Annotated in this window: 17 protein-coding genes; 8 read left to right on the top strand and 9 right to left on the bottom strand. The window is 52.9% G+C overall.

Annotated features, from left to right (window positions below; translation table 11 throughout):
- Position 1: 1 nt before the first annotated feature.
- The 5 genes from KF749_06170 to KF749_06150 form a co-directional block, all read right to left on the bottom strand.
- The gene (locus tag KF749_06170) at positions 2-391 is read right to left on the bottom strand and encodes a hypothetical protein (protein MBX2990740.1); all 390 of its coding nucleotides are present in this window, start codon (positions 389-391) and stop codon (positions 2-4) included.
- Complete coding sequence (locus KF749_06165) at positions 381-686, bottom strand: AtpZ/AtpI family protein (protein MBX2990739.1); 306 nt, start codon at positions 684-686, stop codon at positions 381-383. The genes KF749_06170 and KF749_06165 overlap by 11 nt, the downstream gene beginning before the upstream one ends.
- Positions 687-691: 5 nt before the next feature.
- Positions 692-1,066 carry a polymer-forming cytoskeletal protein gene (locus tag KF749_06160; GenBank protein MBX2990738.1) on the bottom strand — a complete coding sequence of 125 codons (375 nt, stop codon included), beginning with the start codon at positions 1,064-1,066 and terminating at the stop codon, positions 692-694.
- Positions 1,067-1,110: 44 nt separating this feature from the next.
- Positions 1,111-1,983: a M23 family metallopeptidase gene (locus KF749_06155; protein ID MBX2990737.1), complete on the bottom strand. Its 873-nt coding sequence runs from the start codon at positions 1,981-1,983 to the stop codon at positions 1,111-1,113.
- 86 nt (positions 1,984-2,069) lie between these two features.
- Positions 2,070-3,215: a glycosyltransferase gene (locus KF749_06150; GenBank protein ID MBX2990736.1), complete on the bottom strand. Its 1,146-nt coding sequence runs from the start codon at positions 3,213-3,215 to the stop codon at positions 2,070-2,072.
- A 127-nt stretch (positions 3,216-3,342) separates the two neighbouring features.
- Between KF749_06150 and KF749_06145 the strand changes: the two genes are divergently transcribed.
- The 4 genes from KF749_06145 to KF749_06130 all read left to right on the top strand — a co-directional run bounded on the left by KF749_06145 (position 3,343) and on the right by KF749_06130 (position 9,809).
- Positions 3,343-4,251 (top strand): alpha/beta hydrolase, encoded by a 909-nt coding sequence (locus KF749_06145; GenBank protein MBX2990735.1) that lies wholly within the window; start codon positions 3,343-3,345, stop codon positions 4,249-4,251.
- A 143-nt stretch (positions 4,252-4,394) separates the two neighbouring features.
- Complete coding sequence (locus tag KF749_06140; GenBank protein ID MBX2990734.1) at positions 4,395-5,723, top strand: hypothetical protein; 1,329 nt, start codon at positions 4,395-4,397, stop codon at positions 5,721-5,723.
- Positions 5,724-5,843: 120 nt separating this feature from the next.
- Positions 5,844-7,157, top strand: a complete 1,314-nt coding sequence (gene thrC, locus KF749_06135; protein MBX2990733.1) for a threonine synthase — start codon at positions 5,844-5,846, stop codon at positions 7,155-7,157.
- 72 nt (positions 7,158-7,229) lie between these two features.
- On the top strand, positions 7,230-9,809 hold the full coding sequence (locus tag KF749_06130) for a CHAT domain-containing protein (protein MBX2990732.1): 2,580 nt from the start codon (positions 7,230-7,232) through the stop codon (positions 9,807-9,809).
- 3 nt (positions 9,810-9,812) lie between these two features.
- Here the strand turns inward: KF749_06130 and KF749_06125 are convergent, their stop codons facing one another.
- Together KF749_06125 and KF749_06120 are read right to left on the bottom strand one after the other, a co-directional pair.
- A complete protein-coding gene (locus KF749_06125) occupies positions 9,813-10,694 on the bottom strand; it encodes a hypothetical protein (GenBank protein MBX2990731.1) in 882 nt (293 codons plus the stop codon).
- 62 nt (positions 10,695-10,756) lie between these two features.
- Positions 10,757-11,455: a sigma-70 family RNA polymerase sigma factor gene (locus tag KF749_06120; protein ID MBX2990730.1), complete on the bottom strand. Its 699-nt coding sequence runs from the start codon at positions 11,453-11,455 to the stop codon at positions 10,757-10,759.
- A gap of 184 nt (positions 11,456-11,639) precedes the next feature.
- On the opposite strand from KF749_06120, the gene tmk reads away from it, so the two are divergent.
- The 4 genes from tmk to rnhA all read left to right on the top strand — a co-directional run bounded on the left by tmk (position 11,640) and on the right by rnhA (position 15,359).
- The gene (gene tmk / locus KF749_06115; protein MBX2990729.1) at positions 11,640-12,290 is read left to right on the top strand and encodes a dTMP kinase; all 651 of its coding nucleotides are present in this window, start codon (positions 11,640-11,642) and stop codon (positions 12,288-12,290) included.
- 29 nt (positions 12,291-12,319) lie between these two features.
- A complete protein-coding gene (locus KF749_06110; GenBank protein ID MBX2990728.1) occupies positions 12,320-13,972 on the top strand; it encodes a S41 family peptidase in 1,653 nt (550 codons plus the stop codon).
- A complete protein-coding gene (locus KF749_06105; GenBank protein MBX2990727.1) occupies positions 13,973-14,791 on the top strand; it encodes a sulfite exporter TauE/SafE family protein in 819 nt (272 codons plus the stop codon).
- Positions 14,792-14,897: 106 nt separating this feature from the next.
- Complete coding sequence (rnhA, locus tag KF749_06100; protein ID MBX2990726.1) at positions 14,898-15,359, top strand: ribonuclease HI; 462 nt, start codon at positions 14,898-14,900, stop codon at positions 15,357-15,359.
- Positions 15,360-15,417: 58 nt separating this feature from the next.
- On the opposite strand, the gene KF749_06095 is transcribed toward rnhA, so the two are convergent.
- Positions 15,418-15,807, bottom strand: a complete 390-nt coding sequence (locus KF749_06095; GenBank protein MBX2990725.1) for a DUF1801 domain-containing protein — start codon at positions 15,805-15,807, stop codon at positions 15,418-15,420.
- A gap of 31 nt (positions 15,808-15,838) precedes the next feature.
- Positions 15,839-16,234, bottom strand: coding sequence for a VOC family protein (locus KF749_06090; protein MBX2990724.1), 396 nt, complete (start codon positions 16,232-16,234; stop codon positions 15,839-15,841).
- Positions 16,235-16,254: the final 20 nt, after the last annotated feature.

Genomic DNA, 16,254 nt, shown 5'->3' with positions numbered 1-16,254 from the left:
TTCAGCCCTGACTATTGTGTGACACTTTTTTCTGGATGTACAACAACTCCAGAACGAGATAAATGACGTAGAACCCCAGCACGGATGCAACCAGCGCAACGGTATGCAACTTCACAACCTTGATCAAGAAGACCAGCATGCCCAGCATCACCACCATGCGGATTCCCATTCCCCCAAGAACCGCCTTCATGAACGTTTCGTGTGGTTTCTGAAGCGAGTACTCGATTGCCAGAAATCCCGCGAGCGCATTCAGTGTGCTCAACACGCTTCCGGCAATTACAGCCACGACTACCCCTTGCGATCCGGTCGATATGAGCAAAATCGCCGCAACGACAAGCCCGGCGGCAAACGTAACTGCAACCTGAACGGGAAACCGACGGTCAATGCTCACGCTTTTCGTTTCCGTGTTTGCGAAGCGCATTATCTGCTTTTCTGCCTAAAGCAAGCGCTTCACGTATGAACTTGATGAGCCCTCCCGCTGCTCCGAGAAACGCCCCGCCGATGGTACACCACGGCGACGTTCCGAACTTCCCGTCCAACCAATATCCGATGAAGAGAAACACAACAACGGAAATTGCCAACTGCAGGCCAAGCGTGAGGAAAGGTCCAAAATCCTTTGCAACATTTCTGCCGATGCTTCCGGGTGAATTCTTCCCGACGTCATCAGGCTTGTGCGGTGTACTCACACCTTTCAATCTTTCTTCGGCAACCCCGGTGTTCCGGTCGCAACGCCCTGTTTCATGTCGCATTTACCGTCGAACATTGCGCCCTCGTCAACGACAAGCTTGACTGCCCGGACATCACCCTGCACCACGGATTTCGTTTCGAGGACCAATTTCTCGGATGCGACCACCGAACCTGTAACTCTCCCTGCGACAGTGATGTTGCGCGCTGTCAAGCTTCCGTCGATATGGCCGGTAAGGCCGACGGCGGCGTTAGCCTTTGCGTTGATATCACCGATAAACTTTCCGTCGATGCGGATACTCCCTTCGGTTTTGATTTTGCCTTCGAAGGTCGTGTTTGCCGCTATCAGCGTCAGATCTGTGTTCTGTTGCTTGTCGCCCACGTGTATCTCCTTTCTTCTTCTATCCCCCCGTCCAACATGTGCTTCTACAAAGCGGACTGTGTTACCAGCAAGAACTCCATCGGGTCTTGCGGCAACCCGTCTTTAATCACCTCAAAGTGGAGATGAGGTCCTGTGCTCGTAACTCCTGTATTGCCGACGAGGCTGATCGGCTCGCCCCGCCGCACAACGGATCCTGTTGTTTTCAGGATCGAACTGTTGTGCTTGTACACTGTCATGTATCCGTTGCCGTGCGAGAGCATGACGACGTTTCCATATTCGTACGTCCAGCTTGAAAACACCACGTACCCGTGAGCAGCCGCATAAACGGGCGTCCCTTGTTTGGCGGCGAAGTCAATTCCGTAGTGCCGTCCTTCCGGATTAAACCTCTGTGTCACGATTCCTTCAACCGGCGTGAGAAGAGGAAAACTTGCTCTCAGGCCGCCGCCTGATTCCGGTCCGGTCCTTCCTGTCTGCAGTATCCGGGCCGGGCTCGCGACCTCAGGGTTTTGTTGCTCGATCTGTTCCTGCTGATTCGCAACAGCCGTTTGTGTTTCTGTTTGCTGCGGAGCAGAACCGCCGGTCTCAGTCTTGTCCCCCAATGCCTTGCGGAGCTGGGTATTATAATCTTTCAGAATCCCGATTTCTTCGGCCAGCGATTCGATACGGGCGCGGGTTTCTTCCTCTGCGCGCTTTCGGGCTTCGTCAACCGGCGTTACGCCGACGAGAACACCCAAAGGAGTAAAACGGAACACAAGGAGAAAAACGAGGAAGAATACTGCAACTATCGCGCTCCCCCAAAATGTAAATTTCGCCGTACCCGCTTTGAAGCTTCTCGGACTGCTTCCGTCTCCCTTGGGAACGAGGAGAATTTCGTACGCCCGGGATTTCTTTCTACGTTTGTTCCCCAGAAGAGGCACGCCGCCACCTGCGAAAAATTTGCTCGAAAATATACTGAAAAGAGGGCGGAATGTCAACGACGAATTCCGCTAACACATTTACAGATTTACGGTTGGCGGGATTCGGGTTTGAAGGAATTCCAGCGGTCGAGAATGTACTCTCTCATCTTCTTCTTATAGATTTCTCTGTCGAAAGAGAGGGCGTGTCGCCGAAGCATTAGGGGAGAGAAATGAACTGTGTTCAGCTTATGAATCGCTTCCACAAGAGATTCCACGCTTTGATCGTGGAAAAGAACGCCTGTCCTGAGTTCGCTTGAAGCGATTACCGTTTCCAAAGCCCCCCCTTTGGCGTAGGCAATTACCGGCTTTCCTGATGCCATTGCTTCAAGCGGAACGATGCCGAAATCCTCCTCTCCCGGAAAGACAAGAGCCTTGCATTCAGCGTAGTGTTTCCTGAGTACATCGTCAGGCTGCCAGCCGGGAAACTCGATGTTCGGTTTCGCCATTGAACGCAGCTTCTCGTCGTCCGGCCCGCTGCCGATGATAACGAGTTTCTCGCCCGTCCGGTTGAATGCTTCGATTGCAAGATCAAGACGTTTGTACGGGACGAATGCGCTGACAATCAGAAAGTAGTCACCTCGAATTTCAGAAAGTTGAAAGAGAGATGTATCAACCGGGGGATAAATCACATCTGCTTCTCTTCTGTAAATTCGATTGATGCGTTGCTGAACATTGCGCGAGTTTGCGATGAAGAAATGCGGATTCGTCGCCGTCCGGACATCCCATTTCCGAAGGTAATTCACGAACAGTTTCATGCCTGCTCGCGTCAGAAGTCGGGACGAGTTCTTTCCGAAATATTCATCATACAAATTCCAGATATACCGCATCGGCGTGTGGCAATAGCAGATGTGAAGCGTCTCGGGTTTTGTTCGGACGCCCTTCGCCACGGCGTGATTGGATGAGATAACGATGTCGAATTCGCTGAGGTCCAATCGCTCAATTGCGGTCGGAAAAAGCGGCAGGTAATGTCGATACCGCTTCTGCGCAAAAGGAAGATGCTGAATGAATGATGTTCTGATCGGCATCGCTTCGATGGTCGGCGAGACGGAGCCTTTGACGTGAACAAGTGTGAACACCGTTGCGCCGGGAAAAACCTCGCAGAGTGCTTCAACACATTTTTCCCCGCCGCGCATGCCGGTGAGCCACTCGTGTACGATGGCAATGTGGGGCTTTATGCGGGATTCCGTATTCATGTTCTGCAATATAAGAAGACAATCCCTCCTATTCACCCGACATCTGTTACCGATCTCTGTTGCATCCGTTTCACCCTGTACCTATATTTATGAAAATTCATTCATTGGCAAAGGGACTGCGCAGAGCGTGACTATTCTGCTGGGGCTCATTCTTCTGGTTGTGCTGTTTATGGCGGGTGTCTCGCTTGTACTGCTGGTCATCGGCCCCGTACTGCTGCTTCAGCCTCATCGGCGGACCGTCGAATGGTACCGTGAACGGGCCAATATCCTTCGTCCCTCCGATCTCAATCTCCCCCACGAAGATATTCATCTCACAACGAAAGAAGGCTTCGATCTGAGTTGCTGGCTTATTAAGGCGGAGTCGAAAGCACGCGGAACAATCGTCATACTCCATGGCGTCAGCGAAAGCAAAATCGCCGGGCTGCCGATGGCGAAGGAATTCCACGACCGCGGGTACAATGTGTTTCTGTACGACTCGCGGCGCCACGGTGAAAGCGGCGGCAGGTACTGCACATACGGGTATCACGAGAAGTTCGATGTCCAGCATGCGCTCGACTATCTGTTCACGAGGGATGATGTGAGTGTCGGGAAGATTGGCCTCTTCGGCTGGTCAATGGGGGCGGCGGTGGCAATCCAACTCGCGGCGATTGACACACGCGTGCACGCCGTTGTCGCTGAAAGCGGCTTTGCAACGCTTCGCACGGTGTTCGATGATTACCAAAGGCGGATGATCAAGCTTCCGTGGCACTATCTTCGTAACATCGTCATCAAGCGGTCGGAGTTTCTTGCTGATTTCAAGGCTAACGATGTTTCCCCCGTCGATGCTGTGAAGCAGATGCGTGTCCCGGTTTTCCTGCTGCACGGCACGGAGGATAATCTCATCAAATACAACTACTCCGAGAAAGTCTTTGCCGCGGCGAACGAGCCGAAAGACCTGTGGCTCATTCCCGGCGCCCGACACCATGATATGATGGAGGTTGGAGGAGAAGAATACACCCGCCGCATTACGGAGTTTTTCGAGAAGTACTTGCAGTAAGCACAACACAGGCCGATTGCAGGTTCGATATTCCCCCGATTATTCATACCTTAAAACCGGATTGTCTCGGATGTGTTCCTTTCCCGCCGACAGCAGTTGGAAACAATCCGAATACGTCACGATTTCCGGTTCATGGGGTGAAGATGCATCGGCAACCTCTTTCTCTTTTCTTTCTGTTAGCAGCACATCTTGGAGTTCTTCTCACGGCGGGCTGCAAAAAGGACCCGCCGGTAGTGCCGCCACCGCCGCCCCCTCCGTACCAGCAGACCATTCACATAACAGTGGAAGATGTCTCCTGCACTGAAGCGTGGCTGAAGGTTTCTCTCACAGATATGAACGAGCCGCGAACGATTGCAATCACGCAAGATGGCGTAATGAGGCTTACAGCGCGTATCAATGGTCTCGATTCCGTCCTGATAGTCGAAAACCTCCTCCCCAACCGTAACTACCGCTTTGCAGCACAACGAATACGAGACACCACAATAACCGACACCAGCGGCACTGTGGTTTCCACGACGCTTGATACGACATCGCATAACTTTACGTGGCAGATTGATACGTTGGGAGACGGCAATGCCAGCACGCTTAGTGATATTGCCATCATCAACGATACGCTAGCATATGCCGTTGGGGAGATTTATTTGAGAGATTCAACAGGGCAGATTGATCCAAGAAGATATAATCTTGCAATTTGGACTGGCACTTGGCAAGTTCGACGGATAACGTATCAGGGAATACCTCCAGCAATTCGATTTGTGTTTGCTCTTGCCCACAATGATGTGTGGCTTGATCCATATTTTCACTGGAACGGGCAAATGTTCCAAGAAATTCCAATCAGCCCAATCTTCATCGGAGTTGGTGTGAACAAAATGTGGGGTGTTAGCAGCGACAAACTGTACGCCGTAGGAGATGGTGGTTTCATAGCGCACCAGAGCGGTGCCAACACATGGCAGCCCTTGGAGAGCGGCACGACTTTGCCGATCAATGACATTTGGGGAGTGCGGAATGCAACTTCGGGAGCAACGGAAGTTTATGCAGTGGCATCGAGGATTGATCAGAATGAAGGAAGGAAAGTTCTCAAAGTCAGCGCAGGGTCTGTTGAGGCTATTCCTGATAACGGGCTCCCTTGGAGTTTGCGGGGAATCTGGTTTGTTCCTCGCGGACCATATTACGTTGTCGGTGATGGTGTGTACCACAAGCGAAATATTGAACACTCAACGCCATGGAAACTGTATCCTCGCGGGGAAGTCACAAACTACTACACGCTCGCAATCCGGGGGGCTGGCCGCAATGACGTTGTAACTGCAGGGGCATTCGGCGAGATTACCCACTTCAATGGTGTCACGTGGCGCAACTTCATCAACCAAACAGGAATATCGGGAATCTACTACTCGGTGAACATCAAAGGCGATCTTATCATTGCAGTAGGGTATGCTAATAACAGGGGGATTGTTGCAGTAGGGAGAAGGTAGTCATGCATGATCTTTTGAAATGGACTTGAGCAAAAGGAATCCCCAGAGAGTCACAGGCTTCAACTGGGCCAATGTATTCGTCGCCCGAATCTATACAGGCAGGGCCACGATCGCCTGATTATGAAATTCGTCAGCATAACCGGAAATTCCGTTGTATCATTTCGCGAGGCCCTGTTCAGAGGCACCGCGCCGGACGGCAGCTTGTACGTGCCGGAATCTCTTCCCCTTGTGAAGTCCGAATTCTTTCAGGATAATTCCGACTCGACTCTGCATTCAGCGGCGGCAGACCTTCTCTCCATATTTATCGATGAGATTCCAAAGAAGAATCTCGCCTCAATCATTGAGCAAGCTTGGGATTTCCCAACCCCGCTTGTGCATCTCCAGGATAATATCTATCTGCTCGAACTCTCTCACGGCCCGACGCTTGCGTTCAAGGATGTCGGGGCGCGGTTCATGGCGCAGGTGATGTCGCATTTTCTCGAGCAACAGCAGCAGGAGGTTACGATTCTTGTGGCAACATCGGGCGATACAGGAAGCGCGGTTGCGCATGGTTTCTACAACGTTCCGCATGTCGAAGTGTTCATTCTTTTTCCTTCCAACAAGATCAGCCCTCTGCAACAGTGTCAAATGACGACCCTCGGCGGCAATATCACCGCCGTTGAAGTTGACGGAACGTTTGACGATTGCCAGCGTCTCGTGAAGATGTCGTTGAACGATGCCGAGCTGCAGAAGAAGCGTGCCGTCACGACGGCAAATTCGATTAACATCGCGAGATTGCTACCGCAGATTGCCTACTATGCGTGGGGGGTGATGCAACTGCGGACAACGTTCAACAGACATGAACCTCCGCTTGTGGTTGTGCCGAGCGGTAACTTCGGCAATCTGACTGCTGCAGTTTATGCAAAGAAGATGGGCGTTCCGATACGCAATTTCATTGCTGCGGCGAACGCGAACGATTCGATGATTCGCTATCTCGGATCGGGGGAGTTTGTGCCTCGGCCGAGTGTTCAGACGTATTCAAGCGCAATGGATGTCGGCAATCCGGGCAATCTTGTCCGGCTTCGGAAATTGTATGGCGAAGATGTTCAAGAGTTGAAGAAGGATATTGATGCGGTAAGCATTTCCGACGAGGAGACACTGCAAGAAATCCGCCGGACGTATGATGCAACGAATTACATCCTTGATCCGCATACTGCTGTCGGCGTTGTCGCTGCGCGCAAGGCGCTTGAATGGACGACAAACTCACCGCCGATTATTGTTGCCGCTACTGCGCATCCTGCAAAATTTCCCGACGTTGTAAGAAAAGCGATTGGTATTGATGTGCCCTTGCCCGCATTGCTGCAAGAGGCGCAAGACAGTCCGGCTCATTCCATCTCCATCCGTGCACGATATAATGAGTGGAAAAACCTGCTGCACAGGACCCGCGGCAACTGACAGGGTTCTCCTCGCTCCGATTGTATCTCCCCTCAAACTTCTCTATCTTTTTCACAACTTGAATTCAGAAGAATGAGAATGTTCCGCGCATATCGATTCATCTTGATCCTTCTTGCTTTTGCTTCGGGATGCAATCGCGATGACGCCCCCGTGTCGCTCCGCGCACAGGAAGTCTTTGCAAAAGCAAAGCAGGCAATGGCCCGCGCCGATCATGCCGAGAGCAAACGGTTGCTTCAGGAAGCGCTGGGATTGTATGAACGGGCGGGCGATGTTCCCGGACAAGCGGAAACATCCCTGCTCTTAGGCGAAACGTATTCGGCAGCAGCGGGGTTTGACAACGCAGTAACGTTGTTTGCGCAGGCGAGAAATCTGTACCAGCGTACGGGCGACAAGTCCGGTGTCCGGGCTGCAATTTTCGGACAAGCCGGCATGCATCGCGTACGGGGAGAAGAGTGGCAGGCGTTTTCTGTTTTGATGGATCAGCATCGTTTCGAAGAGGCATTGGGCGATTCAACGGGCGCCCGGTTGATGAAATGGGAGCTGGTTCCCGTCTCGCGGGCCGTCGGTGATTTCGCTCTCGAACGCCGTTTGCTCGGCGAGTTGTTGAACGAGAGTTCTCTGATTGGCGATGATGCGATGCTTGCGCAAGTGCATTCCGCATACGGAAACTCATCCATCTCACGTTCTGAATACGGTGACGCCGTAAGGAACTTTGCCGCCGCGCTTCCTTTTGCCCTCCGTTCACAAGACACGCTTCTGACTATTCAGACTTTCCTTTCTCTCGCAGTTGTCTATGATCTGTTGGGAAACGAGAAGGAGTCATTCCAGATGTTCACGGAAGGAATCCGGAGAGCGGATATGATCCGCGGCGCAGACGCGTTGAGAGAGGAGATGTTGCTTCGAGTCGGGAATATTCATTTGCGGCGAAACCGTTACGAAGAAGCACACAAGTTCTATAATGCCGCGCTTCGGACCGCAATCGGTTCGCAAAACAGACTGACGGAGGCGTATGCTCTGCTTCAGCTCGGTCACTGTCTTGCTGCCAGTGGAGATGCCGAGGCGGAAACGAACTACAGTGCCGCAATAGCGTTGCTCGATTACATGGGATTGCCGCGGGCAAACGCTTACGCGCGAGCATGTCTGGGAAACTTGGCACAGAGCAAGGGTCGTCTGAACGAAGCTCTTGCGCTCCATCAAAGCGCCGCGAAGCGGTTCGACTCGTCGTGGGTGCCGCGTGCCGGCGATGCGTTTGACGACTGCGAAGCGACGTTCTACGGCTCGCGCCAGGGTTCGCCGTATGATGCCTTGATAGAGCTATTGTTCAAATTGGGGAAGTCTGAGGAGGCGACAGCCGCTGCCGAAAGGGAGAGGCAAAGCAGACTTCTTCGCGACTATGTCTCAATGACTATCAGGACGCAGGATGCGCGGCTGAACGCTGCACTGGCAGATCTTGCCCGCGTTCGGGCGGCACGTTTAGGGGCCGAGCGGCAACTCGCGAAGGCGTTCATGCTGCACGCCGAATCGCGGACACTTGCTGCAGAAGTACAGAGCAACCTGCAGAGTGCCCGCCTCCGTACCTCTGAGCTGGAAGATTCGCTCGCCGTCCGCTACCCCAATCTCCGTCCCGCGCTGACTGCACGCAATTCCTCCGTTGCAGATGTGCAGAAGCAGATTCCCGACGGGGCCGCCCTCGTGACGTACATTCCGACGAAGCAGTCATTGCATATTTCCATCTATACAAAATCGAAAAGCAGTGAGCAGATAGCTGCCATCGGAAAAGAATCCCTTCTCTCCCTCATGAACGAGTATCTCGACGTTCTCATGCAGATGAATGCCGAAACAAACAAGAGCGATCTGCGCGTGCGGGAGCGCCGGCTCCGGGAACTTTCCGGGAAGCTCTATGCAGTGTTTGTCCGCCCGATTGTTCTTCACGCACCCGATGCAAACAGCGTGTTTGTGGAAATGCCTGTCAGTCTTCCGATCATTCCGGTTCACGCGCTGCAAAGCGAGGGCTACACCGGAGAGTATGCACTCCGACGATTCTCGATTCGATATTTGGTGGAGGCGGGCGCTGCGGGCACGCAGCGACAACCGCTTGGCCCGTATGCCGTCGCTGTCGGGTTCGGGAATCGGGGGAGAACGCCGATTGATGCAGAGTATGAAGTGCGTGATGTAAAGGCATTCTACAAGGAAGCCCGGGTCTTCTTCGACCGGGAGGCTACACTCAGCCGTTTGCGTCAGGAGAAGGGAGATGTTCTCCACGCATCGTTCGAACTTGACTACCGGACAGAAAGCCCCGGCCTGTCGTTTTTCGTGTTGTCGGAAGGCGCGGCGTACGGCACGACGCATTTCCACCGGTTGGGAGAGATGTTCTCGGTAGCGCCGTTCCGGATTGTGCTGTTTTCCAATTTGGCGGATGCAGGTTTGCATCCAGCCGTGCCGGGCATTTTCATCATGAACGGCTCTTCGGATATTGTGATCAACAGTTACGTTCCCCCGCGCAAAGCGAAGAAGTTCTTCAATGAACTCTTCTACACGAATCTTCTTGCGGGAGAATCAGCGGAGAATGCGTACAGGAAATCGTTGTTGGAGATGATCGGGAAAGCGGAGTACGCAACCCCGCACATGTGGGCGGGATTTTCGTTGTGGTAGGGCCTACTCAGTCTTGATTCGTACCTTGCCGAGGCCGGCATCGATGCGGATGTTCATCCTGCTCTTTGCGGTACGGTAGTTTTCGCTGATGTATTGATTGTCGCCAGCCGTTTGAATGGATGAATCGAAGTCGATTCGCGAGACGAGGCTTTTCTCAAAGAACACACGCGCCCCCGCATCTTTGGGAATAATCACCGTGCAGATTCCAAGACCCACTTCCACGTCGATGTCAACTTCGCTCTGGCTCAGACCCGCAAAGTCGAGTGTTGCAGCCCCGACACCGCCTTCATACCGGAAGCTTTTGAAGTTTGCGTTGCCAAGATTCCGTCCGACAAACTTGCCGACTCCCGACTCAATGCTCATCTCGTCAATAGACGCGGTGTTCGGACTGTCAAACGCCAGTAACACGTCACTTGCGCCGGCCGAGAGCTTGAAATCCTTGACCTGAAGGCCTGTCATATCGAATGCCCCCTTTGCAACTCCCAACTCCACATCAAAGGAAATCGGAATGGCGTTGCTGAATTTGAGATCCCAAACACCGCCGTCGATTCCGGAGATCTTGAACGTGCCCTTCTTCTTTCCTGATTCCTGAAGATCTTCGCCGATGGAAATATCAAGATACCCGACTCTGTTTCGGATATCGTATTTGAGCGTTGTCGGCAGGGATGATTCTTTCTTGGAATATCCCTCGACAATAATCACCTTCTCGGCTTCACCCCGCTCGAGGTTGATTCGTCCGAAACCGGCGGAGAGCACGACGTTGATTTCCCGCTCGGTCGTCCGTCCGATTTCCTTCTTGCCGGAATCGCCCGCGTACACCTGAGTTGTTGAAACAACCGCAGCACAGAGCAGGTAAGGGATAATATGTTGACGTAAGATATTCATTCCTCTACGTATAGCTTACGTCAGGGGGACTGTTTAGTTGCATGGAAACAAGGCGGCAAACGTCAATAATGCCTGATTCTGTCTTTTAAGGATTTGTAGAGCATCTCCCTTGCCCTGAAGATGTGAGCTTTTACCGTTCCGATGGGGAGTTTGAGCTGGACGGCAATCTCTTCATAACTTTTCTCATCAACATGCCGCATGTGAATGACTTTTCGATACTTCTCGGGGAGCTTCTTGATGGCTTCGTTCAGCATGTGAGCCCGCTGGTCGCTGATCATATCCTTGTCGGTCTCGTATGATTCATCCGGCAACTCGAACGAATAGTCGCTGTCCTTTGCCTCAATGGGCTTGTCGATGGAATATGTTTGCAGCTTTCGTTTGCGGATATAGTCGATGCTGTTGTTTGTCGCAATCTTGTACAACCACGTACTGAACGCGTACTCCTCGTTGAAACTCGACAACGATCCGAATGCTTTGATAAATGCTTCCTGGGTCAGGTCTTCGACCTGGTGCTTGTCGTGCACCATTCTGTAGATGAAATTGTAAATGGCATCGTGATACTTCTTCATCAGCCGTTTGTAGGCGGTGTTATTGCCGTTGAGCGCAGCCTGGATGAGACGCGAATCCTCGGCACGCGATTCGGCTTTTTGTTGTTCCTTGATGGTAAGCACCTGATCGTGAGGGAAGTTGCCGGAAGGTCCTCGGGGAGGTATTGAAGATTCGGGCTTGAGGCGGCGTGCCGGACGGGTTTGCTTTGCCATTGAGTGGGAAGTGAAACTCTGAATTTTGACATGAAATTACCTAAAAGCATCATAAGTAGCAATTGACTCAGGCAGATGAAATCCGTATGTTGAAATTGAACGAAGAACCGCGCAGACACGGAACGATGTCGGTTCCGATGTGCCATCCTCCACAACGGGAAGGTTCTCTTTTCAGGAATATCGAATGTTCATCAGCTTTGAGGGTCTCGACTTCAGCGGCAAGTCCACACAGGCAAAACTGCTTGTTGAACGGTTGAGACAACAGCATCACACCGTCCACTTTATCCGCGAACCCGGGGGAACCGTCATATCGGAAAAGATCCGCGACATCCTTCTCGACAAGAACCATCTTGAAATGTCGGATGCGGCGGAGATTTTGCTGTTCTCCGCCAGCCGCTCGCAACTTGTTCGTCAAGTCATCAATCCCGCGTTGCAGCGCGGCGAAATTGTCGTCTGCGACCGGTACTGCGACTCGACAACCGCGTATCAGGGATACGGGCGCGGGCTCAATCTTGACGATGTACGAACCATCAACCGCTTTGCAACCGGAAGCACGATGCCCGACCTGACGATTCTGGTAGATATTCCGATCGAAGAGATTGAGAGAAGGAAAACACAGGCAGGTCTGTCATTCGACAGAATGGAAAGTGCCGGGCGGGCATTTTACGAGCGTGTACGGCACGGCTATCATACACTTGCTGCCGGCGACCACCCCCGGTGGTTTCTTGTTGACGGGATGCTTTCGATTGAGACAATTGAAAAGGAAATCCGGCTGGCCGTTGACAAAAAGTTGGCCGCAACGAATCGTAGTGAAGGACATAGCACAGGGGAATGAAATTGCATTTCTATAACGAGGAGAGATATATGAAGCGAAAGAAGTATTTCCTGTTTGCAGCAGCAATCATCGGCGTGGTTGTTCTTTCCGTCGGGTTCGGCCCGCCGGTGGATACCGATTTCTTCTTCAAAATCAACAAAGGAATCGACGTCTTCGGACGCGTCTACAAGGAAATCTCTCTCAACTACGTGGATGAAGTGGATCCCGAGAAGTTCATGCAAGCGGGCATCAAAGGGATGCTCGGCACGCTCGATCCCTACACCGTGTTCATCGACAAGGAGGATGGTGATGAAGTCGAGATGCTGACGAACGGCCGCTACGGGGGTATCGGCGTCACAATCGGGGCACGCGACGGTTCTGTTCAGGTGATCAGCGTGATGGACGGACACGCGGCGCAGCGCGCAGGGATCATTCCCGGCGATAAAATCATCGAGATCGACGGCGACAAAGTGGCGGATAAGAACTCAAACGAAGTCCGCTCGTACATGCGCGGTGAGCCGGGCACGGAAGTGAAAATCCTCATCCAGCGTGAAGGCGAGAACAAGCCGGTTTTGTTTGTTGTCGTGCGGGAAGATATCAGAGTCAAGAATGTGACGTACGCGGATTTTGTCGGCGACGGCATCGCGTACGTACGGCTTGAGCGATTCTCCCGAAAGGCCGGCGATGAACTCCGGCAATCGCTGAAAGAGCTGAAACTGAAAGGGGAGATTCGAGGTATGGTCCTCGACTTGCGCGGCAATCCCGGCGGTTTGCTTGATGCCGCCGTTGATGTTGTCAGCAAATTTGTGCCGAAGGGAAATCTGATTGTCAGCACCAAGGGCCGCCGCCCTGAATCGGAGAAACAATACAACTCGGTGGAAGAGCCGCAGTTACCGGACGTACCGGTGGTTGTGCTGACCAATCGCAGCAGCGCGAGCGCAAGCGAAATTGTGGCCGGCGCAATTCAGGACCTTGACCGGGGAATTGTCGTGGGCTCCCGAAGCTTCGGCAAGGGGCTGGTTCAGACAATTGTGCCGCTGAATTACGGGGCGCAACTGAAGGTCACGACGGCACGCTACTACATTCCGAGCGGCAGGAGTATTCAGGAAATCGACTACATGCACAAAGATCGGAACGGCGTGTTTGCCACCGTTCCCGACAGCCTGAAACGTGCCTTCAAGACGAAAGGTGGAAGAACTGTCTACGAATACGGCGGCATTACTCCCGATTCCTCCGTCACCGAAACGGATCCCGGCCCGATGGTGAGGGAGTTGTTCCGGAAGTCGTTGTTCTTCCGGTTTGCCAACACGTATTTCTCTGCCCGCAAGACCGCGGAGTTCACGGGCGTCAACGAGACTGTGCTGAAGGAATTCCGCAAGTACCTCGAGGATCAGAAGTTCGACTACAAGGAAGAGAGCGACGGCAAAGTGAACGAGCTGCGGCAGATTGCCGAACGGTCGCATTACAGCAAGGAAGTTCTCGCCGATCTCGATCTTCTTTCCGCCGCACTCGAGAAAGAAAAGAACCGCGGATTCGACCGCTACAGCGATCACATCAAACGGGAATTGAATATCGAAATGATGGCACGCGTCAAAGGCGAGACAGGAAGAATTGCCGCTTCGCTGAATGGCGATAACCAGCTTGATGTCGCTCTTGCGTTGCTGAAGAATGGCAAAGCGAATCCCCACAAGATAAAGGGCTAAATGGATCCGCTGGCGCTTGTTCTTCTTCTGTTGGCGGGCTGCGTTGCGGGATTTCTTGCCGGATTCTTCGGTGTCGGGGGCGGGATCATTCTCGTCCCCATTTTAGTGTTTTACTTTCACCACATCAACATCTCCTCGCTTGTCGCAACGCATCTTGCCCTGGGAACGAGCCTTCTCATTGTCATCTTCGCTTCCATCCCTTCCGCTCATCAACACAATAAGAACGGCAATGTCCTCTGGCGGATCGTCTTCATCATGGGCGGAGCAAGCGTTATCGGGTCGATTACCGGTGCGAGTATTGCCGCGGAGTTGCCGGGGAAAACGCTGCAGCAGATTTTTGCCACGGTTGTAGTCATTGCTGCGGTTCGGTTGCTTGTCGAGCAGAAGAGCGGAAAAGGGGGAAACGAAACGGACTACAATCCGATCAAGCTCGGCATCATCGGTTTGATTGTGGGGCTTGTATCGTCGTTGGCGGGAGTCGGCGGGGGCGTGTTTGCAATTCCGATGATGTACTATATTATCCGCGTGCCGTTGAAGAAAGCGTTGGGTACATCAAGCGCAAGCATCGTCATAACGGCACTCGCATCCACAATCGGCTACATTGTCAAAGGCTGGACGACAATTGATGTGTATGCGCCGCAGATTTCCGATTTCACGATGGGCTTTGTGGACTACGTACATTCGATTCCGCTCATCATCGGAACGGTGCCGATGGCGAGGTACGGAGCGATGGTGGCGCACAAAACCCACGCCGATAACCTTCGCAAGTTCTACGCCTTGTTCCTGCTGGTGATTGCCGTGAAGATGTTCTTCTTCTAACCAAAAAAAATTCTCAACACTCAGGCACGAAGTGCTACAAAGCTGCACAAGGGAAGGCCCCCTGTGTGAACCTTGGTGATCTTTGTGGCTTTGTTTCAAGAAAAATATGTCCGACTCGATTATCATTTACTGCGACGGCGCCTGTTCGGGCAACCAATCCGCCAGCAACGTCGGCGGATGGGGCGTTGTATTGAAGTACAAAGATCGCATCAAGGAACTCCACGGCGGCGAGCGCAACACCTCCAACCAGCGGATGGAACTGACGGCCTGCATCAAAGCGCTCGAAGCCATCAAAGCAAAGGACAAACCGATCACCATCTACTCGGACAGCGCCTACCTCGTCAACTGCATGCACCAGAAATGGTATGTTCGATGGGAAAAGAACGGCTGGAAAAACGCGAAGAAGCAGCCGGTCGAGAACAAGGATTTATGGGTGAGATTGCTGGAGTTGCTGGAGGGACTGAACGTGAAGTTCTATAAAGTGGAAGGTCACGCCGGCGTCGAGTTAAACGAGCGGGCGGACGAGCTGGCGAGACTGGGAGCGGAGGAAGAACGCCGTTCGTCGTGACCATGCGAGCGAAGCACGAGGTGCTTTTCATAGACAGCCGGACTCCCAACGCGCGCCTCTACTTCAATCGCATGAGCCGGCCTTTTCTCCGGATCAGGTTTTTGTAGTCCCACTGAATGTCTCTCGCCTCAGTCAACCAGCGCCCGAGCAACGTTGTATCGACCTGATCGACAGCAGTGAATCGGGCCTCAGCGGCCTTGAAGCTCCCTTCCTTCTTCAGCCCCTTCTGCTTGAAGGACTGGCCGCTCCAAAAGAGCAGGCGTATGCACTCTTTCAGCTTGCTGTACCCGACGATAGGGTTCCCGTCGAGAAACCAGACGGGATGAGCGTGCCAAATCTTGTTCTCCGCTTCGGGCAGCTTTCGGTCGATCTGTTCCGCGAGAAGCTGGCAAATCGCCCGCTCGCCCGGCGACTGGACCTTATTGTATTTCTTCGTATCCGAGTGCATTATGATCTCCTTATTCTGTTGTCAGCGGGAGTTATTGCGAAGGCTCGATCAAATCCCACTTGTTGCCGTAGAGGTCTTCAAAGACGGCCACCGTTCCGTAGGCCTCGTGCCGCGGTTCTCGAACAAACGTTATGCCCTTCGCTCGAAACGCCTCATAGTCCCGCCGGAAGTCATCCGTGTAGAGAAAAAGAAATACCCGCCCCCCTGTCTGATTCCCGATACGCGACTTCTGCTCTTCGTTTGAAGCCCTTGCGAGCAACAAGCCCGACCCGCCAACTCCCCGCGGTTTGACAACAACCCAGCGTTTGTCTTGTTCCGGAATGTAAGTGTCTTCCACCAACTCGAAGCCGAGCTTGCCGACAAAGAAATCCAACGCTTCGTCATATTCCCGGACGACGAGAGAAACAAGACCGAGGGATTGGTTCATCTATCGGTTCCTTAATTTCT

Source organism: Bacteroidota bacterium, assembly GCA_019637975.1.
In the GTDB taxonomy this organism is placed as follows: domain Bacteria; phylum Bacteroidota; class Ignavibacteria; order UBA10030; family UBA6906; genus CAADGV01.
This window is presented reverse-complemented; position numbering and strand designations above follow the sequence as displayed.